This is a genomic window from Pseudomonas sp. Cab53 (assembly GCF_018325965.1).
Taxonomy (GTDB): domain Bacteria; phylum Pseudomonadota; class Gammaproteobacteria; order Pseudomonadales; family Pseudomonadaceae; genus Aquipseudomonas; species Aquipseudomonas chlororaphis_E.
Genome location: NZ_AP021902.1, coordinates 4,415,584 through 4,440,209, shown reverse-complemented (window position 1 = coordinate 4,440,209; position 24,626 = coordinate 4,415,584). Strand labels below are relative to the sequence as shown.

Annotated in this window: 25 protein-coding genes and 1 pseudogene; 24 read left to right on the top strand and 2 right to left on the bottom strand. The window is 62.2% G+C overall.

What is annotated here, in order from left to right; translation table 11 throughout:
* Positions 1 to 3: 3 nt before the first annotated feature.
* Positions 4 to 593: pseudogene (locus KI241_RS19265) on the top strand (nucleotidyltransferase family protein).
* 228 nt (positions 594 to 821) lie between these two features.
* On the opposite strand, the gene rne reads toward KI241_RS19265, so the two are convergent.
* Positions 822 to 4,049: a ribonuclease E gene (rne, locus tag KI241_RS19260; protein ID WP_212802886.1), complete on the bottom strand. Its 3,228-nt coding sequence runs from the start codon at positions 4,047 to 4,049 to the stop codon at positions 822 to 824.
* Between the two features lie 698 nt (positions 4,050 to 4,747).
* Here rne and rluC point away from each other — a divergent pair.
* The 3 genes from rluC to KI241_RS19245 are packed head-to-tail and all read left to right on the top strand — an operon-like array spanning position 4,748 to position 7,366.
* Entirely contained in the window at positions 4,748 to 5,704 is a 957-nt protein-coding gene (rluC, locus tag KI241_RS19255) for a 23S rRNA pseudouridine(955/2504/2580) synthase RluC (RefSeq protein WP_042728826.1), read from the top strand.
* Positions 5,694 to 6,356 (top strand): HAD-IIIA family hydrolase, encoded by a 663-nt coding sequence (locus tag KI241_RS19250; RefSeq protein ID WP_123578337.1) that lies wholly within the window; start codon positions 5,694 to 5,696, stop codon positions 6,354 to 6,356. The genes rluC and KI241_RS19250 overlap by 11 nt, the downstream gene beginning before the upstream one ends.
* 20 nt (positions 6,357 to 6,376) lie before the next feature.
* Positions 6,377 to 7,366 carry a S49 family peptidase gene (locus KI241_RS19245; RefSeq protein ID WP_212802885.1) on the top strand — a complete coding sequence of 330 codons (990 nt, stop codon included), beginning with the start codon at positions 6,377 to 6,379 and terminating at the stop codon, positions 7,364 to 7,366.
* Positions 7,367 to 7,442: 76 nt separating this feature from the next.
* On the opposite strand, the gene KI241_RS19240 is transcribed toward KI241_RS19245, so the two are convergent.
* The gene (locus KI241_RS19240) at positions 7,443 to 8,021 is read right to left on the bottom strand and encodes a nucleoside triphosphate pyrophosphatase (RefSeq protein ID WP_212802884.1); all 579 of its coding nucleotides are present in this window, start codon (positions 8,019 to 8,021) and stop codon (positions 7,443 to 7,445) included.
* 105 nt (positions 8,022 to 8,126) lie between these two features.
* Between KI241_RS19240 and KI241_RS19235 the strand changes: the two genes are divergently transcribed.
* The 20 genes from KI241_RS19235 to KI241_RS19140 all read left to right on the top strand — a co-directional run bounded on the left by KI241_RS19235 (position 8,127) and on the right by KI241_RS19140 (position 24,578).
* Positions 8,127 to 8,654 carry a YceD family protein gene (locus KI241_RS19235; protein ID WP_003204262.1) on the top strand — a complete coding sequence of 176 codons (528 nt, stop codon included), beginning with the start codon at positions 8,127 to 8,129 and terminating at the stop codon, positions 8,652 to 8,654.
* A gap of 13 nt (positions 8,655 to 8,667) precedes the next feature.
* Positions 8,668 to 8,850: a 50S ribosomal protein L32 gene (gene rpmF, locus KI241_RS19230; protein WP_003179396.1), complete on the top strand. Its 183-nt coding sequence runs from the start codon at positions 8,668 to 8,670 to the stop codon at positions 8,848 to 8,850.
* Between the two features lie 3 nt (positions 8,851 to 8,853).
* Positions 8,854 to 9,864: a phosphate acyltransferase PlsX gene (gene plsX / locus KI241_RS19225; RefSeq protein ID WP_080922030.1), complete on the top strand. Its 1,011-nt coding sequence runs from the start codon at positions 8,854 to 8,856 to the stop codon at positions 9,862 to 9,864.
* 123 nt (positions 9,865 to 9,987) lie between these two features.
* On the top strand, positions 9,988 to 10,926 hold the full coding sequence (gene fabD / locus KI241_RS19220) for an ACP S-malonyltransferase (protein WP_042728824.1): 939 nt from the start codon (positions 9,988 to 9,990) through the stop codon (positions 10,924 to 10,926).
* Between the two features lie 15 nt (positions 10,927 to 10,941).
* Positions 10,942 to 11,685, top strand: a complete 744-nt coding sequence (fabG, locus tag KI241_RS19215) for a 3-oxoacyl-ACP reductase FabG (protein ID WP_042728825.1) — start codon at positions 10,942 to 10,944, stop codon at positions 11,683 to 11,685.
* 191 nt (positions 11,686 to 11,876) lie between these two features.
* A complete protein-coding gene (gene acpP, locus KI241_RS19210) occupies positions 11,877 to 12,113 on the top strand; it encodes an acyl carrier protein (RefSeq protein WP_003175607.1) in 237 nt (78 codons plus the stop codon).
* A 108-nt stretch (positions 12,114 to 12,221) separates the two neighbouring features.
* A complete protein-coding gene (fabF, locus tag KI241_RS19205; RefSeq protein WP_047736424.1) occupies positions 12,222 to 13,466 on the top strand; it encodes a beta-ketoacyl-ACP synthase II in 1,245 nt (414 codons plus the stop codon).
* Positions 13,466 to 14,281: an aminodeoxychorismate lyase gene (gene pabC, locus KI241_RS19200; RefSeq protein WP_212802883.1), complete on the top strand. Its 816-nt coding sequence runs from the start codon at positions 13,466 to 13,468 to the stop codon at positions 14,279 to 14,281. Before fabF ends, pabC begins: the two co-directional genes overlap by 1 nt.
* Positions 14,282 to 14,284: 3 nt before the next feature.
* Entirely contained in the window at positions 14,285 to 15,445 is a 1,161-nt protein-coding gene (gene mltG, locus KI241_RS19195; protein ID WP_080922082.1) for an endolytic transglycosylase MltG, read from the top strand.
* A 19-nt stretch (positions 15,446 to 15,464) separates the two neighbouring features.
* Positions 15,465 to 16,097 (top strand): dTMP kinase, encoded by a 633-nt coding sequence (gene tmk / locus KI241_RS19190; RefSeq protein WP_042730327.1) that lies wholly within the window; start codon positions 15,465 to 15,467, stop codon positions 16,095 to 16,097.
* Complete coding sequence (locus KI241_RS19185) at positions 16,090 to 17,076, top strand: DNA polymerase III subunit delta' (RefSeq protein WP_042730326.1); 987 nt, start codon at positions 16,090 to 16,092, stop codon at positions 17,074 to 17,076. Before tmk ends, KI241_RS19185 begins: the two co-directional genes overlap by 8 nt.
* A 42-nt stretch (positions 17,077 to 17,118) precedes the next feature.
* On the top strand, positions 17,119 to 17,475 hold the full coding sequence (locus KI241_RS19180) for a PilZ domain-containing protein (RefSeq protein WP_042730325.1): 357 nt from the start codon (positions 17,119 to 17,121) through the stop codon (positions 17,473 to 17,475).
* A gap of 11 nt (positions 17,476 to 17,486) precedes the next feature.
* Positions 17,487 to 18,281, top strand: a complete 795-nt coding sequence (locus KI241_RS19175) for a TatD family hydrolase (RefSeq protein ID WP_123578333.1) — start codon at positions 17,487 to 17,489, stop codon at positions 18,279 to 18,281.
* 385 nt (positions 18,282 to 18,666) lie between these two features.
* Positions 18,667 to 19,305, top strand: coding sequence for a TetR/AcrR family transcriptional regulator (locus KI241_RS19170; protein WP_042730323.1), 639 nt, complete (start codon positions 18,667 to 18,669; stop codon positions 19,303 to 19,305).
* Positions 19,306 to 19,441: 136 nt separating this feature from the next.
* Entirely contained in the window at positions 19,442 to 20,410 is a 969-nt protein-coding gene (locus tag KI241_RS19165; protein ID WP_042730322.1) for a radical SAM protein, read from the top strand.
* 137 nt (positions 20,411 to 20,547) lie between these two features.
* Positions 20,548 to 21,153 carry a DUF4823 domain-containing protein gene (locus KI241_RS19160; protein WP_212802882.1) on the top strand — a complete coding sequence of 202 codons (606 nt, stop codon included), beginning with the start codon at positions 20,548 to 20,550 and terminating at the stop codon, positions 21,151 to 21,153.
* 15 nt (positions 21,154 to 21,168) lie between these two features.
* On the top strand, positions 21,169 to 21,729 hold the full coding sequence (locus KI241_RS19155; protein WP_042730320.1) for a DUF1285 domain-containing protein: 561 nt from the start codon (positions 21,169 to 21,171) through the stop codon (positions 21,727 to 21,729).
* Between the two features lie 175 nt (positions 21,730 to 21,904).
* Complete coding sequence (locus tag KI241_RS19150; RefSeq protein WP_042730319.1) at positions 21,905 to 22,651, top strand: FadR/GntR family transcriptional regulator; 747 nt, start codon at positions 21,905 to 21,907, stop codon at positions 22,649 to 22,651.
* Positions 22,648 to 23,523 carry an SMP-30/gluconolactonase/LRE family protein gene (locus tag KI241_RS19145; protein WP_042730318.1) on the top strand — a complete coding sequence of 292 codons (876 nt, stop codon included), beginning with the start codon at positions 22,648 to 22,650 and terminating at the stop codon, positions 23,521 to 23,523. Before KI241_RS19150 ends, KI241_RS19145 begins: the two co-directional genes overlap by 4 nt.
* 236 nt (positions 23,524 to 23,759) lie before the next feature.
* Positions 23,760 to 24,578 carry an SDR family oxidoreductase gene (locus KI241_RS19140; protein WP_212802881.1) on the top strand — a complete coding sequence of 273 codons (819 nt, stop codon included), beginning with the start codon at positions 23,760 to 23,762 and terminating at the stop codon, positions 24,576 to 24,578.
* Positions 24,579 to 24,626: the final 48 nt, after the last annotated feature.

The window sequence follows — 24,626 nt, the reverse complement described above, 5'->3', positions numbered from 1 at the left end:
CGTATGCAGGAGTCCATTGGGGTGATCATTCTCGCCGCCGGGGCGGGCAGTCGGTTCCGCCAGGTGGCGGGCCCGGACAAGGACAAGCTGCTGGCTGACTGTACAGGGCGGGACGGCGGCATGCGCTCGGTGATCGAGCAGGTGCTGGTGAATCTGCCGGCCCATCTGGACACGCGCGTGCTGGTGACCCGCGAAGACCGTCACCAGACCGTGCGCATGGCCCAGGCCTACGGGTGCGATTGCGTGGAACTGGATTCCCCGGCCTCGGTGACAGCATTGCCGCCGGTGTCCAGGCCTGCCCGGACCTTGGCGGGTGGCTGATGGTGCTGGGGGACATGCCGTTCATCCTGCCAGCGAGTATCGAACAGGTGGCGGCCGGGATCCGCGAGGATGGCATCAGCGTGCCGGTTTTTGCAGGAGGGTATGGACACCCGGTAGGGTTCGGCCGGGCGTTCGCTTCAAAGCTGATGGCATTGACCGGAGACCGTGGCGCCAAGGCCTTGTTTGCCGGGGCGCGAGTGGTTGAAGTGCCGGTGGATGATCCGGGCGTGACCTGGGATATCGACGTACCCGAAGCGCTGGTTTTCAAGTAACAGTCGACATACATCAATCCACAAGGGCCTTTGTGCCGAACGCAGATTTTATGCTTCCTAAGATCCAAGGTAGGAGCGAGCTTGCTCGCGAAGGCGGCGTTACAGCCAACCACCCTGCACGCTGACCCATCGGCTGTTCAAATCCGGCAGCGTCTGATTGGGGCGCGACAAGGCATAAAAAAGCCCCGCCGGGCATGACCGGGCGGGGCTTTTTACTGGGCGCTGGAATCAAGCGTGAGGTTTAGGCTCGTGCTCTTTTTCCAGGGCTTCAGTGTGACGCGGGGCGACTTCTTCAGCGCTGTGAGGCGCTTCGTCGATCACTGGAGTCGATTCAGCCGGGGCCGATTCAGCGACGGTTTCAGCGGCCGGGGCTGGTGCCTCGACGGCTTCCACGACCGGCGCAGGCTCGGCGGCAGGCGCTTGAGCAGCGGCAGCGGCAGCTTGTTCGGCTTCCTTCTGCAGACGCTCGGCTTCACGCTTGCGGCGACGCACTTCACGTGGATCGTTCGGTGCACGGCCGTTTTCAGTCAAGGCGCTGGCAGGTGCCGGCTCTTGCACGGGGGCGGGCGCCGGGGCGACCACGGGTGCTTCGACCACTGGCGCTGCCTCGACCACGGCAGGCTCGATCGCCTTCACTGGCTCTGGCGTCGGTTCTGGCTCGACCACCGGCGCCGGTGCGGCTGGCTCGGCGTTCCAGTTGAAGGCGGTTTGCTCTTCGCGCACCGGCTCCGCTGCTTGTTCGACAGCGGGGGCTTCAACGACCGGTTCAGCGGCAACCGCAGGCTGCTCGACGACCGGTGCAGGCTCGGCGGCGACTGGCGTTTCTGGTTGGGATTCAACCGCCGGGGCGACTTCCACTTCCGGTGCAGCGACTGCTTCTACCGGCGTGGTGGCTTCAACCACGGGCGCTTCAGCAACCGAGGCGCTTTCCACGGCAGCGGTGGCGCGTTCGGCCTGCTGGTGAGCCTCGGCTTCGGCGTTGGCACTGATGGCGCTGCTGGCAACGGCCGCGGTCACGGCCAGGCCGGCAGCCAGGTCGGCAGCGCTTGGGGCCGGGGCGTTCTCGGTGGATTCGGACTCTTCCGAACCTTCGATCACGTTGCCGTTGGCGTCGCGCTGACGCTCACGACGGTTGCTGCGACGACGCTGGCCACGGGAACGGCGGCGTGGACGATCGCCTTCGGCGGTGTCCTGGCCATCTTCCTGCAGTTGCTCTTCGGCGTTCAGCACTTCTTCTTCGCTGGCCGCGGCGGCGGCCTGCTCGGCACGTGGCTGACGCTCTTCGCGTGGAGGACGCGGTGCGCGCTCTTCGCGAGGCTGGCGGGCCGGACGCTCTTCAGTCGGGGTAGCGGCAGCCGGGGCGGCATCCAGGGGCTCACGCAGCTCGCGCACGCGTTCTTCACGCTCGCCACGTGGCTTGCGGTCTTCACGAGGTGCGCGCGGCTGGCGCTCTTCACGCGGCGGACGCGGTGCGCGTTCTTCGCGGGCTACGGCGGGTGCGTCCTCACGCAGTTCGCGCGGCTGGCGCTCTTCACGTGGGGCGCGCTCCTCACGCGGTGCACGCTCTTCGCGTGGGGCGCGTTCCTCACGAGGGGCACGTTCTTCACGCGGCTTGCGCTCTTCGTCGCGACGACCGTTGCGGTTGCGGGTCTGCTGGCGACCGTTGCGGCGTTCCTCGTTGCGGGCAGGGCGCTCAGGTGCGGCGGGCTTGGCAACGACGGCCGGTGCGGCGGGCTCTTCCTTGGTGGCGAACAGGCTGACCAGCGACTTCACCAGGCCTTTGAACAGGCTTGGCTCCGGCGCGGCGGCCGGTGCGGCAACCGGGGCAACCACTTCGGTCGGCACCGGAGCGTTGGCGCGAGCCGGTGCAGTCTTGACCGCGGCTTCCTGGCGAACCAGGGTGCGGGTGGCGGCGGCCGGCTGGACGTCTTCCACTTCGGCAGCGGCAGCGGCGATTTCGTAGCTGGACTGGTTGGTGTGGGCTTCCGGGCTGTCATCGCGCAGGCGCTGCACTTCGAAGTGCGGCGTCTCGAGGTGATCGTTCGGCAGGATGACGATACGGGCGCGGGTGCGCAGTTCGATCTTGGTGATCGAGTTGCGTTTTTCGTTGAGCAGGAACGCGGCCACCGGGATCGGCACCTGGGCACGCACTTCGGCGGTGCGGTCCTTCAGGGCTTCTTCTTCGATCAGGCGCAGGATTGCCAGGGACAGCGACTCGACGTCACGGATGATGCCGGTGCCATTGCAGCGTGGGCAGACGATGCCGCTGCTTTCGCCCAGGGATGGACGCAGGCGCTGACGAGACATTTCCAGCAGGCCGAAGCGCGAGATGCGACCGACCTGGACGCGGGCGCGGTCGGCTTCCAGGCACTCACGGACTTTTTCTTCCACGGCGCGTTGGTTCTTGGCCGGGGTCATGTCGATGAAGTCGATGACGATCAGGCCGCCGATGTCGCGCAGGCGCAATTGACGGGCGATTTCCTCGGCCGCTTCAAGGTTGGTCTGCAGGGCGGTTTCTTCGATGTCGCTGCCCTTGGTGGCGCGGGCCGAGTTGATGTCGATGGACACCAGGGCTTCGGTCGGGTCGATGACGATGGAGCCGCCGGACGGCAGTTCGACGACGCGCTGGAAGGCGGTCTCGATCTGGCTTTCGATCTGGAAACGGTTGAACAGCGGTACGCTGTCTTCGTAGAGCTTGATCTTGCTGGCGTACTGCGGCATCACCTGGCGAATGAAGGTCAGGGCTTCGTCCTGGGCTTCGACGCTGTCGATCAGCACTTCGCCGATGTCCTGGCGCAGGTAATCGCGGATGGCGCGGATGATCACGTTGCTTTCCTGGTAGATCAGGAACGGCGCGGAGCGATCCAGCGAGGCTTCTTTGATGGCGGTCCACAGTTGCAGCAGGTAGTCGAGGTCCCACTGCATCTCTTCGCTGCTGCGGCCCAGGCCGGCAGTGCGCACGATCAGGCCCATGTCGGCGGGGGCGACCAGGCCGTTGAGGGCTTCACGCAGTTCGTTGCGCTCTTCGCCTTCGATGCGACGCGAGATGCCGCCGGCGCGCGGGTTGTTCGGCATCAGGACCAGGTAACGGCCGGCCAGGCTGATGAAGGTGGTCAGGGCGGCGCCCTTGTTGCCACGCTCTTCTTTCTCGACCTGGACGATGACTTCCTGGCCTTCGCTCAGGACGTCCTTGATGTTGACGCGGCCTTCAGGGGCCTTCTTGAAGTATTCGCGGGAGATTTCTTTGAGGGGCAGGAAGCCGTGGCGCTCGGAGCCGAAATCGACAAAGGCAGCCTCAAGGCTTGGTTCGATGCGAGTGATCCGGCCTTTATAGATGTTGGCCTTCTTCTGCTCGCGTGCACCGGATTCGATATCCAGGTCGTAGAGGCGCTGGCCGTCTACCAGTGCAACACGCAACTCTTCGGGTTGAGTTGCGTTAATCAGCATTCTTTTCATGTAGTACCGTCGGTTTCCGGGCTGCCGGAAACGGCGTTCGGCACACACGACTTCTCACGGTCGGTGTCAGGTGCGTCCTGGAAGTGGCAGTGCCACCCCAGTGTCCAGCGAGTTCGACCCAATGATGGCGAAGTCGCGACGGACGCGTCCTGCTTGCTGGTACTCAAGCACTCAGTCAGGAGGAGGAATCAACCGACGCCTGTGGACGAGATGAAGCGTCTAAATATAAGCCTAGTGCTACACAGTCCGACGGTTGTACATCTCCACCCTACACGTATCCCTGATAATTCGGGTGCTGCCGCGCGCAGAATCCGCAGCGGGTTGGCATTTACCGTGAGCTCCGAAAGGGGAGGTCACGCATCATGGCTAATTTAGGCGTTGTTTCCGAAGCTCTCGCTCGGGGTCGTTCGTAGCTGACTGCACTTTGTGAACTGGCCGTGAATGTGGCGCGCAAGGCGAGTCAGAACTCTGCTTTGCGGCGTATTTCAGGCCTCATGTCACCTGCGCTCGTTACACCTGCAAACTCTACCGTTCGTAGCGAAAGCCCCGTAGGACGGCCTCTCGTCCTCGTGAATTGCGTTGGTCAGGGCCGGTTTTTGACCGTTAGTCCGCTGTCCAGCCACTTTTGGCGGCGTTCGCGACTATAGCAGCAATGATTAAGTGCTTCAATTCCATAAAAAATTGTTATGATCGCCGCCATGACAACGACTGCCCCCTCGACCCCTGGCGTTCAACTGCTTGAGGTCTCGCCGGAATATGCCGGCCAACGAATCGATAATTTCCTGCTGGCCCGGCTCAAAGGCGTGCCCAAGACCTTGATCTACCGCATTTTGCGTAAAGGCGAAGTGCGGGTGAACAAGGGACGGATCAAGCCCGAATACAAGCTCCAGGCCGGTGATGTCGTGCGCGTGCCGCCCGTCCGGGTGCCCGAGCGCGATGAGCCGGTGCCCCTGGCCCAAGGCCTCTTGCAGCGCCTCGAAGCCTCGATTGTCCATGAAGACAAGGCCCTGATCGTGATCAACAAGCCCGCGGGCATTGCGGTTCACGGTGGCAGTGGGCTGAACTTCGGTGTGATCGAAGCCTTTCGTCAGTTGCGTCCGGATGCCAAGGAGTTGGAGCTGGTCCATCGCCTCGACCGCGACACCTCCGGTCTGCTGATGATCGCCAAGAAACGCAGCATGTTGCGGCATTTGCACGAGCAACTGCGCGGCGATGGCGTCGATAAACGCTACATGGCCCTGGTGCGCGGGCGTTGGGAGACGTCCGTCAAGCAAGTGCGTGCACCGTTGCTCAAGAGCAACCTGCGGTCCGGCGAACGCATGGTCGAGGTCAATGAAGAGGGTAAGGAGGCCTTGACCGTGTTCAAGGTGCTGCGCCGCTTCGGTGACTTCGCCACGATGGTCGAGGCCAAGCCAGTGACCGGTCGCACCCACCAGATTCGTGTCCACACCCTCCATGCCGGGCATAGCATCGCCGGTGACAGCAAGTACGGAGATGAGGATTTCACCAAGGAAATCCGCGAACTGGGCGGCAAGCGCCTGTTCCTTCACGCCTACATGCTCACTGTGCCGTTGCCCGATGGCAGTGAGCTGAAATTGCAGGCCCCTGTGGATGAGATGTGGGCCAAAACCGTGGAGCGGTTGAGTGCATCCTGATTACAAGCTACTGATCTTCGATTGGGATGGCACGCTGGCGAACTCCATCGATCGGATCGTGGAGGCGATGCATGCCGCCTCGGATCGCATGGGGTTCGTGCGGTGCGACGACAGTGCCGTCAAGGGCATCATCGGTCTGGGATTGCCGGAAGCCATCCGCAGCCTTTATCCGGAGATCGACGACGCTGCGTTGCCGGTTTTTCGTCAGCACTATGCCGACCACTATATAGCGCTGGAGGCCGAGCCTTCGCCGTTGTTCGATGGCGTGGCGGATACCCTGCATGCCCTGCGCGCCGAAGGTTATCGCCTGGCCGTGGCGACCGGCAAGGCTCGTCGCGGGCTGGACCGGGTGCTCAAGTCCCATGGCTGGGACGATTATTTCGATATCACCCGCGCCGCCGATGAAACTGCCAGCAAGCCGCACCCTCTGATGCTTGAGCAGATCCTGGCGCATTGCAACATGCGCCCGGAGCAAGCGCTGATGGTGGGCGACTCGTCGTTCGACCTGCAAATGGCGCGCAATGCCGGCATGGGCTCGGTGGCGGTCAGCTACGGGGCTCAGTCGATCGAGGCGCTGAGGGCATTCGAACCACGGTTGGCCATTGATCATTTTCCTGAGTTGCACGCCTGGCTGAGCCGGCGGGCCCATTAAAGTTTGCTGGGGATCCACGCATGACCGATGAATGGAAGGCACCTGCCAAGACGAGCGTCGAGGGCGGGGATGACAAAAGCTGGAAGCTGTTGGAAAAGACCCTGTTGGCCAGCGTGCAGGAACAGCGTCGCTCCCGTCGCTGGGGCATTTTCTTCAAGTTACTGACGTTTACCTATCTCTTTGTGGCATTGGCGCTGTTCACGCCGCTGATGGACATGGAGAAAAGCGCTGTCAGCGGCTCGGCCTATACCGCGCTGATCGACATCGAAGGCATGATCGCCGACAAGGAGCCCGCCAGCGCGGACAATATCGTCGGCAGTCTGCGAGCCGCGTTCGAGGATCCGAAGGTCAAGGGCGTGGTGCTGCGCATCAACAGCCCTGGCGGCAGCCCGGTGCAGTCGGGCTACGTTTATGACGAGATCGTGCGGTTGCGCGGGTTGCACCCGGATATCAAGGTGTACGCGGTCATTTCCGATCTCGGGGCATCCGGCGCCTACTACATCGCCAGTGCGGCGGACCAGATCTACGCCGACAAGGCCAGTCTGGTGGGCTCCATTGGTGTGACGGCGGCCGGCTATGGCTTTGTCGGGACCATGGAAAAGCTGGGCGTGGAGCGTCGGGTGTACACCTCCGGCGAGCATAAATCGTTCCTTGACCCGTTTCAGCCGCAAAAGCCGGAAGAAACCGCTTTCTGGCAGGGCGTGCTCGACACCACTCACAAGCAATTCATCGCCAGCGTCAAGAAAGGCCGGGGCGAGCGCCTGAAGGACAAGGAGCATCCCGAACTGTTCTCCGGGCTGGTCTGGTCGGGGGAGCAAGCGCTGCCACTGGGCCTGATCGATGGCCTGGGCAGTGCCAGCTCGGTAGCACGTGATGTCATCGGTCAGAAAGACCTGGTGGACTTCACTGTCGAAGAGTCGCCGTTCGACCGCTTCTCGAAAAAGCTGGGGGCCAGCGTCGCCGAGCACTTGGCGATGTGGATGGGCTTTCAAGGGCCGACGCTGCGCTGATTGGCGTGCGCTGTCTCATGGGGTGAGGGGATAAACCCCCTCGCCACAGGTTCAGTGTCTGCCGGGGGCTGATGAATCAGGGGATTTGCACACCCTCGGCCAGCAGCATGTCCACCAGGCGAATCAGCGGCAGGCCGACCAGGCTGGTGGCATCAGGGCCTTCGGTGCTCTGGAACAGGCTGACGCCAAGCCCTTCCGCCTTGAAGCTGCCGGCGCAATCATAAGGTTGTTCGATCCGCAGGTAGCGTTCGACGCGCGCCGCGTCCAGCGTGCGCATATTGACGGTGAACGGAACACAATCGGCTTGGCAGGCTCCGGTCTGGCTGTTGAGCAGCGCTAGTCCCGTCAGGAAGGTGACCCGGGTGCCGCTGGCGGCGAGCAGTTGTTCGCGGGCGTTTTCGAAGGTGTGCGGTTTGCCGAGAATGCGTTCGCCGAGCACTGCCACCTGGTCTGAGCCGATGATCAGGTGCGCCGGATAGCTGCCGGCCAGTGCCAGGGCTTTTTCCCTGGCCAGGCGCTTGACCAGCTCCTCGGCGGGCTCGCCAGGGCGGTGGCTTTCGTCGATGTCTGGCGAGCTGCAGACGAATGGCAGTCCGAGGCGGGCCAGCAATTCCCTGCGATAGACTGAGCTGGAGGCAAGTAATAAAGGCAGCATGGGCATCTCCAAGAGGCAGGGGGGCATTCTAGCGAGGCGTGCAAGTGGCGGACAGGGCTGAATTTCCTTTGACATGGCAGGGTGTATCCCTATAATGCTGCGCCTATGTTGAATGACCCGATTCCACCTCACGTTGACCCGCGCAAATTGGCTGACCGTGGCACCACCCTCCAGGGTGAACTGCTGCTGGCCGATTTGAAGAGACTCTGCGACCCGCTTTCCGACGACGTCGGGACGGTCCAGGCTAAATTCGTTTTTGAACGAGATGAACGTAAATCTGTGGTGATCCACAGCTTTATCGACACTGAAGTCAAAATGGTTTGCCAGCGTTGTCTTGAGCTGGTCACCCTGCCGATCCACAGCGAATGCAGTTACGCCGTGGTGAAGGAGGGTGCGAATACCCAGTCGTTGCCGAAAGGTTATGACGTGCTGGAACTGGGCGAAGATCCATTGGATCTGCAGTCACTGATCGAGGAGGAGCTTCTGCTCGCCTTGCCCATTGTGCCTGCTCATCATCCGGAAGAATGCCAGCAGCCGGCGGGAGCAGATGAGCCCGAACCGAGCGAGGACGAGGTAACGCGGTCCAACCCGTTCAGTGTATTGGCGCAGTTAAAGCGTGACCCAAACGTTTAGGAGTTAATCAATTATGGCTGTTCAGCAGAACAAAAAATCCCGCTCTGCCCGTGACATGCGCCGTTCGCACGACGCTCTCGAGGCTAGCACCCTGTCTGTAGAAAAAACCACCGGTGAAGTTCACCTGCGTCACCACGTATCGCCAGAAGGCGTATACCGTGGTCGTAAAGTGATCGACAAGGGCGCTGACGAGTAATCCTTGTCCGCTCAAGTCATCGCGATTGACGCAATGGGCGGGGACTTCGGTCCCCGCAGCATTGTTCAGGCCAGCCTTGCTTGTCTGAATGCTACGCCCTCGCTGCACCTGACCCTCGTCGGTCAACCCTCCCTCCTGGAAGACATGCTCAACGGCCAATCGGCTGTCGATCGCGCGCGCCTGACGATTACCCCGGCGTCCGAAGTCATCACCATGGACGAAAAGCCGGCGCAAGCCTTGCGCGGCAAGCCCGACGCCTCGATGCGGGTGGCCCTTGAGCTGCTGCGCGATGGCAAGGTTCAGGCCTGTGTCAGTGCAGGAAATACCGGTGCACTGATGGCGCTGTCACGTTATGTGCTCAAGACCCTTCCTGGTATCGACCGGCCGGCGATGGTGGCGGCGATCCCGACCCAGCGCGGTTTCTGTCAACTGCTCGACTTGGGTGCCAACGTCGATTGCAGTGCCGAGCATCTGCTGCAGTTTGCCGTGATGGGCTCGGTCGCGGCGCAGACCCTGGGCATCGCGCGCCCACGGGTGGCGCTGCTGAACATTGGCACCGAAGACATCAAGGGCAACCAGCAGGTCAAGCTGGCGGCCACCCTGCTGCAAAACGCCCGGGGCATCAACTACATCGGTTTCGTCGAAGGCGATGGCGTGTACCGCGGCGAGGCGGACGTGGTGGTTTGTGACGGCTTTGTCGGCAACATCCTGCTTAAATCCAGCGAAGGCCTGGCAACGATGATCAGCGAGCGCATCGAAGCACTGTTCAGGCAAAGCCTGGCCTCGCGCGTGGTGGGCGCCCTGGCGTTGCCCCTGATGCGCCGGTTGCAGGCCGACCTGGCGCCGGCTCGGCATAACGGCGCCAGCTTTCTCGGATTGCAGGGCATTGTGATCAAGAGCCACGGCTCGGCGGGCGTGCAGGGGTTTCAGAGTGCGATCAATCGCGCGGTGATCGAGATCCAGGAGAACCTTCCCGAGCGCCTGCATGGTCGCCTCGAAGATTTGTTAACTTAGGCGTTTTCTTCCGACAATGCTTAAATGTGACCGGCTGGTTCAACCGGCCATCCAACTGTCAGTTTCCTAGCGCCTCCAGGGGCGTCACTTTCTGACGACAAGATCATTAGGGGCTTTGTTTTCATGTCTGCTTCCCTCGCATTCGTCTTTCCAGGACAAGGTTCGCAGTCCCTCGGCATGCTGGCCGAGTTGGGCGCGCAATACCCGCTGATCCTTGAAACATTCAAAGAAGCTTCCGATTCCCTTGGCTATGACCTGTGGGCGCTGACCCAGCAGGGACCGGAAGAACAGCTCAATCAAACCGATAAGACCCAGCCGGCCATCCTTACCGCCTCGATCGCGCTTTGGCGCCTGTGGCTGGCTGAAGGCGGTGCGCGCCCGGCATTCGTCGCGGGTCACAGCCTGGGCGAATACAGCGCCTTGGTAGCCGCCGGCAGCCTGAGCCTTGGCGAGGCCGTCAAGCTGGTGGAGCGTCGTGGTCAACTGATGCAGGAGGCCGTTCCGGCCGGACAGGGCGGCATGGCCGCGATCCTGGGCCTGGAAGATGCCGATGTGCTGGCTGCCTGTGCCGAAGCGGCGCAAGGTGATGTGGTCAGCGCGGTGAACTTCAACTCGCCGGGCCAGGTGGTGATCGCCGGTGCAAAGGCGGCAGTCGAGCGCGCCATCGAAGGTTGCAAGGCCCGTGGTGCCAAGCGCGCCATGCCGTTGCCGGTCAGCGTGCCATCGCATTGCGAGCTGATGCGTCCGGCCGCCGAGCGCTTTGCCGAGTCTATCGCGGCCATCGATTGGCAGGCGCCGCAGATTCCCGTGGTGCAGAACGTCAGCGCCGGCGTGGCGGCGGACCTCGAGACGCTCAAGCGTGACCTGCTGGAACAGCTCTACAAGCCGGTTCGCTGGGTCGAGTCGGTACAGACCCTGGCCGCCAAGGGCGCCACTGAACTGGTTGAATGCGGCCCTGGCAAAGTGCTTGCTGGCCTGAATAAACGCTGCGCCGAAGGCGTGTCGACTTCCAACCTCAACACCCCAGACGCTTTCGCTGCCGCCCGCGCAGCGCAGGCCTGAACAGGAGAAGCTTGCATGAGTCTGCAAGGTAAAGTTGCACTGGTGACCGGTGCAAGCCGTGGCATCGGCCAGGCCATCGCCCTGGAACTGGGTCGCCAAGGCGCCATCGTCGTGGGCACCGCGACCTCCGCCGCGGGCGCCGAGCGCATCGCCGCGACCCTGAAGGAACATGACATCCAAGGTACCGGCCTTGAGCTGAACGTCACCAGTGACGAATCCGTTGCGGCCGTGCTGGCCAGCATTCAGGAGCAGTTCGGTGCACCGGCGATCCTGGTCAATAATGCCGGCATCACCCGCGATAACCTGATGATGCGCATGAAAGATGACGAATGGTTCGACGTTGTCGATACCAACCTGAACAGTCTGTACCGGCTGTCCAAGGGCGTGTTGCGTGGCATGACCAAGGCTCGTTGGGGCCGAATTATCAGTATCGGTTCGGTTGTGGGTGCCATGGGCAACGCAGGCCAAGTAAACTATGCTGCGGCGAAAGCCGGCCTGGAAGGCTTCAGCCGTGCACTGGCGCGTGAAGTGGGTTCGCGGTCGATTACGGTAAACTCGGTGACTCCGGGTTTCATCGACACCGACATGACCCGCGAACTGCCGCAAGCGCAACGTGAAGCCCTGCAGACGCAGATTCCGCTGGGTCGTCTGGGGCAAGCTCAAGAAATCGCGTCCGTGGTCGCTTTTCTTGCGTCGGACGGTGCGGCATACGTGACCGGGGCTACAATCCCGGTGAACGGCGGGATGTACATGAGTTAAATGTGACGGATTGCTTCAAAAAAATGTCATACGAGCTGTCTAAAATCCGTTATAAAGCTGCAATCAATTTATAGACAGCGGGCCACAGGGTTTGAGGAGTGAAGCTTTCGGTTGAAAAACCGAAAAGTTCTTCTATACACTTACCCACTGGCCAGCTGCCTGAATTTGTCCATTAGGAGTGAAAACAAGGTATGAGCACCATCGAAGAGCGCGTCAAGAAAATCGTTGCCGAGCAACTGGGCGTTAAAGAAGAAGAAGTTGTGAACACCGCTTCCTTCGTTGAAGACCTGGGTGCCGACTCCCTTGACACCGTTGAGCTGGTGATGGCTCTGGAAGAGGAATTCGAGACCGAGATTCCTGACGAAGAAGCTGAGAAGATCACTACTGTACAAGCTGCTATCGACTACGTTACCAGCCACCAGGCGTAATCGTTTTTAGTCGTTGCTCGCTGTCATGGAAAAACCGCACTGCCATAACGGCGTGCGGTTTTTTCTTTAGGCCTGATGCAAAGTCGTCATTAGAAAAAGGAGAGTGCTGTGTCGCGTAGACGCGTCGTAGTCACCGGTATGGGTATGTTGTCCCCACTGGGCACGGATGTGCCGGGCAGTTGGCAGGGCATTCTGGCTGGCCGCAGTGGCATTGGTCTGATCGAACACACCGACCTTTCTGCCTATTCCACCCGTTTTGGCGGCTCGGTAAAGGGTTTCAATGTCGAGGAATACCTGTCGGTCAAGGAAGCTCGCAAGCTTGACCTGTTCATTCAATACGGCCTGGCAGCCGGTTTCCAGGCAGTGCGCAACGCCGGCCTGGAGGTCACCGACGCCAACCGTGAACGCATCGGCGTGGCCATGGGCTCGGGTATTGGCGGCTTGACCAATATCGAAGAAACCAGCCGCACGCTGCACGATTCGGGGCCGCGACGGATTTCTCCGTTCTTCGTGCCGGGCTCGATCATCAATATGATTTCCGGTTTCCTGTCGATCCACCTCGGCGCACAGGGACCCAACTACGCCATCGCCACGGCGTGCACCACCGGTACTCACTGCATCGGCATGGCCGCGCGCAACATCATGTACGACGAAGCCGATGTGATGATTGCCGGCGGCGCCGAGATGGCGGCCTGTGGCCTGGGCATGGGCGGCTTCGGCGCATCCCGTGCCTTGTCGACCCGCAACGACGAGCCGACCCGCGCGAGCCGGCCATGGGACAAGGGCCGCGATGGTTTCGTGTTGTCCGACGGTGCTGGAGCACTGGTGCTTGAGGAACTGGAGCACGCCAAGGCGCGCGGCGCGACCATCTATGCCGAATTGATCGGCTTTGGCACCAGCGGCGACGCCTACCACATGACCTCGCCACCCGCCGATGGCGCCGGTGCGGCCCGCTGCATCGCCAACGCCCTGCGTGACGCTAAGATCAATGGCGACCAGGTGCAGTACATCAACGCCCACGGCACCTCGACCCCGGCCGGCGACCTGGCCGAGGCGCAGGCGATCAAGACGGTGTTCGGCGATCACGCCTACAAGCTGGCGGTCAGTTCGACCAAGTCCATGACCGGTCACCTGCTGGGTGCGGCAGGGGCGGTTGAAGCGATCTTCAGCGTGCTGGCGATCAACAGCCAGGTGGCGCCGCCGACCATCAACCTGGACGAGCCGGACGAAGGCTGCGACCTGGACTTCGTGCCGCACACGGCCCGCGGCATGGACATCGACGTGGTGTTGTCCAACTCCTTCGGCTTCGGTGGGACCAACGGCTCGCTGGTGTTCCGCCGGTTCGCCGGTTGATGGAGAGCTGGGTCGACGGTCTGCCGGCCGACGTCCTGTCGCTGAAAGATCGCGGCCTGGCTTATGGCGATGGGGTGTTTGAAACCATCGCCGTGCGCGGCGGCCGACCGCTGCTGCTGGCGCGCCACCTGCAACGCCTGGAAAATGGCTGCCGGCGGCTGGTGCTGAAGGTTGACCCGGTGGCGCTGAGCATCGAGCTGGAGGCCTACGCCCTAAGGCTGGGTGACGGCGTGCTGAAGTTGATCGTGACCCGCGGCGACAGCCTGCGCGGTTATGCGACGGACCCATCCGCCCCGGTACGACGCATCCTGCAGGGTAACCCGCCGCCGGCTTATCCTGCCGCCCATGCCGAACAAGGCGTGCATCTGTTTCCCTGTACCGTACGCTTGTCCGAGCAGCCCTTGCTCGCAGGCCTCAAGCACCTCAATCGCCTGGAGCAGGTGCTGGCCCGGGCCGAATGGACCGATGCACAGTACACCGAAGGCCTCATGCTGGATGCGTCCGGGCGAGTGATCGAAGGGGTGTTCAGCAACCTGTTCCTGGTGCGCGATGGCGCATTGATCACCGCGGACCTGAGCCGCTGCGGCGTGGCCGGGGTGATGCGCGCGGAATTATTGTTTCAAGCCGAGTCCCTGGGTATCGCCACCGACATCACCGATATTCCCCTCGAACAACTGCACCAGGCCGATGAAGTCTTCGTCTGCAACAGCGTCTATGGCGTGTGGCCCGTGCGCGCATGTGGTTCGGCACGCTGGTCGGTTGGGCCGCTCACCCGTAAACTGCAGACCCTTGCCCGCGCGTTATTGGATGCCTGATTCGTGAGACGTAAATTCTTGCTGCTGCTGGAGACCGGACTGGTTCTGGCAGGGCTGCTGATGGGCGTTTCTGCCTGGAAGATTCATTCGGCGCTGCAACAGCCGCTGAACATCACCCAGGAAGAAATGCTGGACGTACCCAACGGGACCACCCCGACCGGGACCCTCAAGCGCCTGGAGGCCGACGGCCTGATCAGGGACGCTTTCTGGCTGCGCATCTACTGGCGCTTCAATCTGGCCGACCAGCCGTTGCACTCCGGTGAGTACCGGATGGTGCCGGGCATGACCATGGAAGGCCTGATCAGTGTCTGGAAGCGCGGCGAAGTGGTGCAGTACGGCGTGACCTTCGTGGAAGGCTGGAATTTCCGCCAGGTGCGTGCAGCGCTGGCCAAGACCGACAAGCTGCAGCAGACCCTTGCCGGTCTGAGCGACAGCCAGGTCATGGAGCGTCTCGGGCATCCCGGGGTGTTCCCCGAGGGGCGGTTCTTCCCCGACACCTATCGCTTCGTGCGCGGCACATCGGATGTCGAGCTGTTGGCAAAAGCCTATGACCGCTTGGAAGACGTACTGGCCAAGGAATGGGCCCAGCGCGCCGCCGATGTGCCTTACACCCAGCCCTATCAGGCGCTGATCATGGCGTCGCTGGTGGAGAAGGAAACCGGGGTGCCCCAGGAGCGCGGCCAGATCGCCGGCGTATTCGTACGGCGCATGCGCCTGGGCATGTTGCTGCAAACCGATCCCACGGTCATCTACGGCTTGGGCGAGCGCTACACCGGCAAGCTCACCCGTGCCCACCTCAAGGAAGAAAACCCGTACAACACCTATCTGATTCCGGGCTTGCCGCCCACGCCGATTGCGATGGTGGGCCGCGAAGCGATTCATGCAGCGTTGAACCCGACACCGGGCGACAGCCTCTACTTCGTCGCCCGAGGCGACGGCAGCCATGTGTTCTCCGACGACCTGGAGTCGCATAACAACGCTGTGCGCGAGTTCCAGCTCAAGCGCCGTGCCGATTACCGTTCCAGCCCGGCCCCGACCGCGCCGGACGGGCAGGCCCCGATTCCGGCGGCCTCGCCCGACACGCAACCCGAAGCCGTGCCCCAGGTACCGGCGCAGCAACCGGCCCCCGAGCCGGACGCCAGCGAGCCGCCGAGCCCGCAATGACTCTGATTAAGGACTGCCCGTGACTGGCTTGTTTATTACGCTGGAAGGCCCGGAAGGCGCCGGCAAGAGTACCAACCGCGACTACCTGGCCGAGCGCCTGCGGGCCGCCGGCATCGAAGTGGTGTTGACCCGTGAGCCGGGCGGCACGCCTTTGGCCGAGCGGATTCGCGAGGTGCTGTTGGCGCCGATCGAAGAAGTCATGAACCCGGACACCGAGCTGTTGCTGGTGTTTGCCGCACGCGCGCAACACCTGGCCGAAGTGATACGCCCGGCGCTGGCCCGTGGCGCGGTGGTGCTGTGCGACCGCTTCACCGATTCGACCTATGCCTACCAGGGCGGCGGCCGGGGGCTGTCCCTGGAGCGTATTGGTGCACTGGAAACCTTCGTCCAGGGCGACCTGCGGCCGGACCTGACCCTGGTGTTCGACCTGCCGGTGGAAATTGGCCTGGCCCGCGCCAGCGCCCGTGGCCGACTGGATCGCTTCGAGCTGGAAGGCCAGGCCTTCTTCAATGCGGTGCGCAACGCCTTCCTGGGCCGTGCCAAGGCCGATCCGGCGCGCTACCTGTTGATCGACGCCGCTCAGCCGCTGGCCCAGGTCCAGCAGTCCCTGGACGCGTTGTTGCCAGGTTTGCTGGAGCGCGCCCGTGGCTGAAGCCTATCCCTGGCAAGACGGGCTCTGGCAGCAATTGGCCGGTCGTGCCCAGCATGCCCACGCCTATCTGTTGCACGGCCCGGTCGGGATCGGCAAGCGGGCATTGGCCGAGCGCCTGATGGCGAGCTTGCTGTGCCAGCGCCCGACGGCCTCGAACGCGTGTGGCGAGTGCAAATCCTGCCTGTTGCTCAAGGCCGGCAGCCATCCGGACAATTACGTGCTGGAGCCGGAAGAGGCGGACAAGGCGATCAAGGTCGACCAGGTTCGCGATCTGGTCAGCTTCGTGGTCCAGACCTCGCAGATGGGCGGGCGCAAGGTGGTGTTGATCGAGCCGGTGGAGGCGATGAACATCAATGCCGCCAACGCCTTGCTCAAGAGCCTTGAAGAGCCTTCCGGGGACACCGTGCTGTTGCTGGTCAGCCACCAGCCGAGCCGCCTGTTGCCCACCATCAAGAGCCGTTGTGTGCAGCAGGCCTGCCCGTTGCCGAGCGAGGCGATGAGCCTGCAATGGCTGGCCCAGGCCCTGCCCGACAACACCGACGAGGAGCGTGCCGAGTTGCTGACCCTCGCGGCCGGCTCGCCCCTGGCGGCGGCCAGCCTCCAGGCCCAGGGCGTGCGCGAGCAGCGAGCGCTGGTGGTGGACGGGGTCAAGAAACTGCTCAAGCAACAGCAATCGCCCACGCAGTTGGCCGAAGGCTGGAACGCCATACCGTTGCTCCTGCTGTTCGACTGGTTCTGCGACTGGTCGAGCCTGGTCCTGCGCTACCAGCTCACCGAAGACGAGGCCGGCCTTGGGCTGGCGGACATGCGCAAGGTGATCCAGTACCTGGCGCAAAAAAGCAGCCAGGACAAAATCTTGAACATTCAGGACTGGATACTTGCCCAACGTCAGAAGGTGCTGAGCAAAGCGAACCTCAATCGGGTACTGTTGCTCGAAGCGCTGTTGGTGCAGTGGGCGAGTTTGCCTGGTCGCAACTGACAGACACCGCCTAGACTGAGCTCAATCGCAGCGGAGATCAGCATGAACGAACCTGTCAGTCCCGGCCCACGCAATGGCATCCTGTCCCTCACCATCAAGGACAAGTCGGTGCTCTACGCTGCCTACATGCCCTTCATCAAGAACGGCGGCCTGTTCATTCCCACGAACAAGCATTATCGCTTGGGCGACGAGGTGTTCATGCTGCTGAGCCTGATGGATGAAGCGGAAAAAATCCCGGTCGCCGGCAAGGTGATCTGGATGACGCCCAAGGGCGCCCAGGGCAACCGCGCCGCCGGTGTTGGCGTGCAGTTCAGCGATGGCGACAATAGCGCCCGCAACCAGATCGAAACCCACTTGGCCGGCTCCCTGAAGTCCGACCGTCCTACCCATACGATGTAGCCCAGCCCTTTATGCTTGTAGATTCCCATTGTCACCTCGACCGCCTCGACCTCGCCGCCCATGATGGCTCCCTGGATGCCGCCCTGGACGCCGCCCGCCAGCGAGGTGTCGGCCATTTCCTGTGCATCGGCGTCAGCGCCGACAACGCCGCCGACGTTAAGGCGCTGGCCGAGCGTTATGCCGATGTCGATTGTTCGGTCGGTGTCCACCCGCTGGATGTCCAACCTGACGCCGCCCCTGCGCTCGACTGGCTGCTGCGTGAGCTCGATCATCCACGGGTGGTGGCCATTGGCGAGACCGGCCTGGACTACCACTACGAGCCCGAAGCCGCCGACGTCCAGCAGGCATCGTTCCGCCTGCACCTGGAAGCGGCTCGGCAGACCGGCAAGCCGGTGATCATTCACACCCGAGGTGCCCGGGCCGATACCCTGGCCTTGCTGCGCGAGGCTGCGCTGCCTCAGGCCGGAGTGCTGCACTGTTTCACCGAAGACTGGGACATGGCCAAGGCTGCGCTGGACATGGGTTATTACATCTCCTTGTCCGGGATCGTCACGTTTCGCAATGCCGATGCCCTGCGAGACGTGGCCAGCAAGGTGCCGGCCGACCGCCTGCTGGTGGAAACCGATGCGCCTTACTTGGCGCCGATTCCCTATCGCGGCAAGCCCAACCTGCCGCAATACGTGCGGGAAGTGGCGGAGTTCCTGGCGATGCTGCGCGGCGAGTCGTACGAGCGTTTCGCCGAGCAGACCACGGAGAATTTTAAGAAATTGTTTCCACTGGCCCACGTCCGCGCGGCGCAGGCCTGAATTTCATGCAAAAAAAACCCGGGTTCTGGGGGGTGAATCCGGGTTAAGACCATTAGGAGTAAAACAAAGGCACGCGGTCCTTTGGTACCTTTATCAGCGCGTCACTTGGGGGAGATGTCGCGCCGACAGTTGAAGTATTGATCACTATGCCGACGCGTCCAGTCGGGCCCGGACGGTTTTTAAACAAATTTGGAATACGGTCGCTTCGGATAGGTTCTCACTGTGGCTGCGGCCAGGGAGGTAGAGCGTATCGAGGTGAATCCTGGGAAGCCTGGCATGCACGGTTTTCTGAAGAACTGCGGTCGAGAACGGATGATCCGTGCATTTTTGCGTAAGTTAGGCATAATACCCGGCTTCGAATTTTGACCCTTCAGACCTTTTTCTTATGCACAAAGAACCCCGTAAGGTCCGTGAGTTTCGCCGCCGCGAGCAGGAAATTCTCGACACCGCGCTCAAGTTGTTCCTCGACCAGGGTGAAGACAGTGTCACCGTCGAGATGATTGCGGATGCCGTGGGTATCGGCAAAGGCACGATCTATAAACATTTCAAATCCAAGGCGGAGATCTACCTGCGCCTGATGCTCGACTACGAGCGCGATTTGAACGAGCTGCTGCATTCGGCCGATGTGGACAAGGACAAGGAGGCGCTGTCGCGGGCCTACTTCGAGTTCCGCATGCGCGACCCGCAGCGCTACCGCCTGTTTGATCGCCTGGAAGAGAAGGTGGTCAAGGGCAACCAGGTGCCGGAAATGGTCGAGGAGCTGCACAAGATCCGTGCCTCGAACTTCGAGCGCCTGACGTTGTTGATCAAGGGTCGGATCACTGAAGGCAAGCTCGAAGACGTGCCGCCTTATTTCCACTACTGCGCGGCCTGGGCGCTGGTGCATGGCGCGGTGGCGTTGTATCACTCGCCGTTCTGGAGCAACGTGCTGGAAGATCAGGAAGGCTTCTTCCAGTTCCTGATGGACATCGGCGTGCGCATGGGCAACAAGCGCAAGCGCGATACGGACGTGCCGAGCAACTGACATTCAGCTGCCTGATTGCGCCATGTCCGCTTACATGGCGCAGTGCCCCAGGAATATACTCAGGCATGGGCCTTGCGCAGACTTGATTTCTAGGTCAAGTTTTATCAGCCCCATTATCCTTTCGCCGGAGTGATCCATGATCGTTGACCGTCAAGGCAGGCGTTTCCGCAATTTGCGGATCAGCCTGACTTCAGCCTGCAATTACGCCTGTACCTACTGCGTGCCCGACGGCAAGCGGCTGGTGGCTGCGCAGGATGAACTGTCGGCCGACGCGATGGCGCGGGGCGTGGCCTACCTGATCGAGGCGGCCGGCATCGAGCGGCTGCGCATTACCGGTGGCGAGCCGTTGGTCAGTCCGAAGCTTGAGCGATTCATGGCCGCGGTGGGGCAGATGGGCCTGGAAGACATCAGCCTGACCACCAATGGCCAGTTGCTGGCGAAAAAGCTGCCCTTACTGGTTGACGCCGGGATTCGCCGCATCAACGTTTCCCTCGATACCCTGGATCCCGCGGCGTTTCGCAGTATCGCCCGGGGCGGTGACCTGGCGACCGTGCTCGATGGCATGGAGCAGGCCCGGGCCGCCGGGATGAAGATCAAAGTCAACATGGTGCCGTTGCGCGGGCAGAACCTGGACCAGGTGATGCCGTTGCTCGAATACTGCCTGGCGCGCGGCTATGAACTGCGGTTCATCGAGCTGATGCGCATGGGGCACCTGGCCAGCGACTCGAATGCATTCTTGCAGCAGTTCGTCAGCCTCCAGCAACTGCTCAGCCTGATCGGCGACCAATACGAATACCTGCAGGCCAACGCGCCCGTGGACGCCACGGCGGTGCGCTACGAGATCCCGGGGCTGGGGTATTTCGGCGTGATTGCCAACGAAAGCGTGCCGTTTTGCCGGACCTGTTCGCGGCTGCGGTTGTCGTCCACGGGTTGGCTGCACGGCTGCCTGTCGTCGAGCAATCGGCACTTTGTCGGCGACCTGCTCGACAAACCCCGTCACCAGGCGTTGCCTGCCCTTCAACGATTGTTGGTCAAGGCGCTGGGGGATAAGCAGGAAGTCGCGTTTTCCGGCGGTGCAACCATCATGAAAATCATCGGCGGCTGACGGCCGTTGTGGCGAGGGCGCTTGCTCCCTCGCCACGGATATCCGAGGCTGAAATTCCGACAAGTTCCTGAGCTGGCGCAAAAGCTGCATCCCACGGCCATTCGCCGGTTTTCCGACACCGGTTCTTGGAGGGTAGGATGCGTAGCCTGGTTTTGCTGCTGGCCGTTTTGGCGCTTGGCGGCTGCATGAATGTCAGCGACATGGGAGAGGGCGTTCGTTACCACATGAGTGATGCCGGCCTGCTGGACCACAGCGACAGCCGTCGGGTGAACAACCTGCGTATTCAGCCGGACTCGTTCATCTTCATCGCCCAGGGAGCCTTCGCCCCGCCAGGTGGCGCTTATCCGCGGCCCAACGTGGTGGCCGAGGAGGCCTTCAACGGCTTCATCGAATACTTCCCCATGGTTCGTCGCGCCCGCGCCCCCGAAGGCCTCGATCAGGCCATGGGCGAAGCCCGCGCCGCCGGCGCTCATTACCTGCTGTACACCCGTTTCGCCAAGGCGGATAACCGCATCGGCAACACCGACGAATGGGCGGACGAGGAAGCGGTGGATCGCCTGGGGGTCGACACCAGTGTGATTCAGATCATGTTGATCGAGACCAGCACCCAGTATTTGATTGATACTGCACGCATCAAGAGTCGTGGCGGTTTACTGACGTTGCACGACAAACACCCCCAAGACCTCATCGCCACGCCGTTGCGTGAGTATGCCCGCAGCCTGCTGGGGATGAGCGACGAGTAACCACGAGGAGTCACCATGAGCGGACCGCAAAAAGCCAATGACTTGCTGGGGCAGATCCCCAAGACCAAAGGCCTGCCGCCGGTCCACTTGTGGAACCCCGACTTCTGCGGCGACATCGATATGCGCATCGCCCGGGACGGCACCTGGTACTACCTGGGCACGCCCATCGGGCGTAAGCCGATGGTCAAGCTGTTCTCTACCATCATCCGCCGCGACGGCGATGATTATTTCCTGATCACCCCTGTGGAAAAAGTCGGCATTCAGGTCGACGACGCGCCGTTCGTGGCCGTGACTCTGGACGTCGAAGGCGAGGGGGAGGGGCAGCTCCTGCGTTTTACCACCAATGTCGAGGAAACCACCGAAGCCGGCCCCGAGCACCCGATGCGGGTGGTGATCGATCCTCAAACCCAGGAACCTGCGCCCTACGTCCATGTGCGCAGTAATCTCGAAGCGCTGATCCACCGCAATGTGTTTTACCAACTGGTGGAATTGGCGGTCAGTCGTGAGATGGATGGGCAGCGCTGGCTGGGTGTGTGGAGTGGTGGCGAGTTCTACCCGATAGGCCTGGAGCCTTAGATCCTGTGGGAGCGGGCTTGCTCGCGAAGGCGATAAGTCAGTCAAATCAATGTTTGCCGATCTACCGCCTTCGCGGGCAAGCCCGCTCCCACATTGTTTTGTGCAAGATTCGGATTGACACCCAATCGTATGATGATTAGCGTGGGCCACCACAAGAACAGCCCACGGGGTCTCCATGTCCAGCAGTTTTCATGCATCGACCGTCGATTGGTTGGGTGGCTGGATAGCCGCCGGCCAGGTCAAGCCTGGGCAAACCATCAAGGTCGAAGCGGACCTGGGCGAACAGCTGGGCGTCAGCCGCACGGTGATTCGCGAGGCGATCAAGACCCTGGTGGCCAAAGGCATGCTGGAGGTCGGGCCGAAAGTCGGCACCCGGGTATTGCCCGTGCGTCGTTGGAATCTGTTCGACCCGCAGGTGGTCGGCTGGTTGTCGCGCAGCGGCCTGCCGGAGAACTTTGTCGATGACTTGCTGGACCTGCGTCGTACCATCGAGCCAATGGCGGTCCGCTGGGCCTGCGAGCGTGCCACGGCCGACCAGGTGACGGCGATTCGCCTGGCCTACCATGCCTTGGAACGGGCGGTGGACAGCGGCACCGATTACAACCGTGCCGACCAGTTCTTCCACGAGTGCATCCTCGCCGCCAGCCATAATCAGTTCATCGAACAGATGGTCCCGGCCCTCGGGGCGTTGCTGGCCGTGTCGTTCGAGGTGTCGGCCGCCGACCCGGATGAACTGCGGCGCACATTACCCATCCATAAGGACATCGCCGAAGCCATCGCTGCCCGTGACGCGGCGCGAGGCGTGTGGGCCTGCATGACCCTGATCGATAACGCCGACCTGGCGATCAAACGCTTTTACCCCAATGTCATGGCCGGTCGCACGGAGACCGCCGGACCCATCGGGAACAGGAGATTTCAATGAAGTACAAGGCTGTGACGGAACACCGTGCGCAATTGGGCGAAGGGCCCTTCTGGGATGAACCGACCCAGGCGTTGTACTGGGTCGACATCGCCGGCAAGCAGGCGCTGCGGTTGATCGGCGCCAATGTGCAGATCTGGCAGATGCCCGAGCATGTCTCGGCCTTTATCCCAACCCAGAATGGCGACGCGCTGGTGACCCTGAGCAGCGGTGTCTATCGGCTGGACCTCGACTCGCCTGGGCTGCAACCGCGCCTGACGCTGCTGTGCATGGCCGATCCCCAGCCCGGCAACCGCCCCAACGAGGCCCGCTGCGATGCCCAGGGCCAGCTCTGGCTCGGCACCATGCAGAACAACATCGGCGATGCCGGCGAAGACTTGCCCATCGAACGACGTTCCGGCGGGTTGTTTCGCGTCGGTAGCGACGGCCGGGTGATGCCGCTGTTACGTGGGCTGGGCATTCCCAATACGTTGCTGTGGAGCCCCGACGGCACCACGGTGTACTTCGGCGACAGCCTCGACGGCACGCTGTATCGGCACTTTATCTACCCCGAAGGCCACTTGGCGCCGCCCGAGGTCTGGTTCGGCCCCCACCCGCGCGGCGGGCCCGATGGTTCGGCAATGGACGCCCGTGGCTACATCTGGAACGCGCGCTGGGATGGCAGTTGCCTGCTGCGCTTGCACCCGGACGGCCATGTCGACCAAGTGATCGAGTTGCCTGTCAGCCGCCCGACCAGCTGTGTGTTTGGCGGCGAAGACCTCAAGACGCTGTACATCACCAGCGCGGCGAGCCCGCTGGGCCACCCGCTGGACGGTGCCGTGCTGTCGATGCGGGTCGATGTGCCAGGGATAGCGTGTACGAGGTTTGCTGGTTAAATCCCAGAATATGGGATGTAAATATATATATTGAGATTGTTGGCCGGCCGGGTTTATAGTCGGCTCCATCAGCAAGACGCACTCACACTAAAAAAACAAGACAGGTGAAGTGATGCAACGATCCTCCCCCGTGTGCCCCGGTGGCGTACGCGAGCCAGTGTTTTTCCAAGTGCCTCTGGACCGGTCATCCGTGGATGCCCGGTTTTCGTCATGCCTGGAAACAGGAGATTTGATCCATGGCTGATGCGCTTCGCCTGCCGCCCGTGCCGGAGCCGCCCAAGGGCGAGCGCCTGAAGGGCAAGGTCGTGTTGCTCACCGGGGCGGCCCAGGGGATTGGCGAGGCGATCGTCGCCGCGTTCGCGTCGCAGGCGGCGCGATTGGTGATCAGCGACATCCAGGCGCAGAAGGTCGAGCAAGTGGCCGCGCTCTGGCGTGAGCGCGGGGCGGACGTCCACGCCATGCGGGCTGACGTGTCGAACCCGCAGGACCTGGACGCCATGGCCCGCCGGGCTGTCGAATTGCATGGTCGCATCGACGTGCTGGTGAACTGCGCCGGCGTCAACGTCTTCCGCGACCCGTTGGAAATGACCGAGCAAGACTGGCGGCGCTGTTTCGCCATCGACCTGGATGGTGCCTGGTACGGTTGCAAGGCGGTGTTGCCGCAGATGATCGAGCAGGGCGTTGGCAGCATCATCAACATCGCCTCGACCCATTCGTCCCACATTATTCCCGGCTGTTTCCCATACCCGGTGGCCAAGCACGGCCTGTTGGGCCTGACCCGCGCCCTGGGCATCGAATACGCACCCAAGGGGGTTCGTGTGAACGCCATCGCCCCGGGGTATATCGAAACCCAGCTGAACGTCGACTACTGGAACGGCTTTGCCGATCCCCATGCCGAACGCCAGCGAGCATTGGACCTGCACCCGCCGCGGCGTATCGGTCAACCGATCGAAGTGGCCATGACGGCGGTGTTCCTGGCCAGCGATGAAGCACCTTTTATCAATGCCTCATGCATCACCATCGATGGTGGGCGTTCGGTCATGTACCACGACTGAACGAACCTGGATGGCCAGGTGAAACTTCGCCTGTCATCCAATCATCAT

What these genes read in the sequence shown, in the direction of transcription:
- rpmF (WP_003179396.1), top strand. Translation starts at nt 8,668, where the DNA reads ATGGCTGTTCAGCAGAACAAAAAATCCCGCTCTGCCCGTGACATGCGC.
- KI241_RS19165 (WP_042730322.1), top strand. Translation starts at nt 19,442, where the DNA reads ATGATCGTTGACCGTCAAGGCAGGCGTTTCCGCAATTTGCGGATCAGC.
- KI241_RS19140 (WP_212802881.1), top strand. Translation starts at nt 23,760, where the DNA reads ATGGCTGATGCGCTTCGCCTGCCGCCCGTGCCGGAGCCGCCCAAGGGC.
- acpP (WP_003175607.1), top strand. Translation starts at nt 11,877, where the DNA reads ATGAGCACCATCGAAGAGCGCGTCAAGAAAATCGTTGCCGAGCAACTG.
- KI241_RS19175 (WP_123578333.1), top strand. Translation starts at nt 17,487, where the DNA reads ATGCTTGTAGATTCCCATTGTCACCTCGACCGCCTCGACCTCGCCGCC.
- KI241_RS19245 (WP_212802885.1), top strand. Translation starts at nt 6,377, where the DNA reads ATGACCGATGAATGGAAGGCACCTGCCAAGACGAGCGTCGAGGGCGGG.
- KI241_RS19160 (WP_212802882.1), top strand. Translation starts at nt 20,548, where the DNA reads ATGCGTAGCCTGGTTTTGCTGCTGGCCGTTTTGGCGCTTGGCGGCTGC.
- KI241_RS19180 (WP_042730325.1), top strand. Translation starts at nt 17,119, where the DNA reads ATGAACGAACCTGTCAGTCCCGGCCCACGCAATGGCATCCTGTCCCTC.
- KI241_RS19150 (WP_042730319.1), top strand. Translation starts at nt 21,905, where the DNA reads ATGTCCAGCAGTTTTCATGCATCGACCGTCGATTGGTTGGGTGGCTGG.
- KI241_RS19240 (WP_212802884.1), bottom strand. Translation starts at nt 8,021, where the DNA reads ATGCTGCCTTTATTACTTGCCTCCAGCTCAGTCTATCGCAGGGAATTG.
- KI241_RS19235 (WP_003204262.1), top strand. Translation starts at nt 8,127, where the DNA reads ATGTTGAATGACCCGATTCCACCTCACGTTGACCCGCGCAAATTGGCT.
- fabD (WP_042728824.1), top strand. Translation starts at nt 9,988, where the DNA reads ATGTCTGCTTCCCTCGCATTCGTCTTTCCAGGACAAGGTTCGCAGTCC.
- KI241_RS19170 (WP_042730323.1), top strand. Translation starts at nt 18,667, where the DNA reads ATGCACAAAGAACCCCGTAAGGTCCGTGAGTTTCGCCGCCGCGAGCAG.
- pabC (WP_212802883.1), top strand. Translation starts at nt 13,466, where the DNA reads ATGGAGAGCTGGGTCGACGGTCTGCCGGCCGACGTCCTGTCGCTGAAA.
- rluC (WP_042728826.1), top strand. Translation starts at nt 4,748, where the DNA reads ATGACAACGACTGCCCCCTCGACCCCTGGCGTTCAACTGCTTGAGGTC.
- rne (WP_212802886.1), bottom strand. Translation starts at nt 4,049, where the DNA reads ATGAAAAGAATGCTGATTAACGCAACTCAACCCGAAGAGTTGCGTGTT.
- fabG (WP_042728825.1), top strand. Translation starts at nt 10,942, where the DNA reads ATGAGTCTGCAAGGTAAAGTTGCACTGGTGACCGGTGCAAGCCGTGGC.
- KI241_RS19155 (WP_042730320.1), top strand. Translation starts at nt 21,169, where the DNA reads ATGAGCGGACCGCAAAAAGCCAATGACTTGCTGGGGCAGATCCCCAAG.
- KI241_RS19145 (WP_042730318.1), top strand. Translation starts at nt 22,648, where the DNA reads ATGAAGTACAAGGCTGTGACGGAACACCGTGCGCAATTGGGCGAAGGG.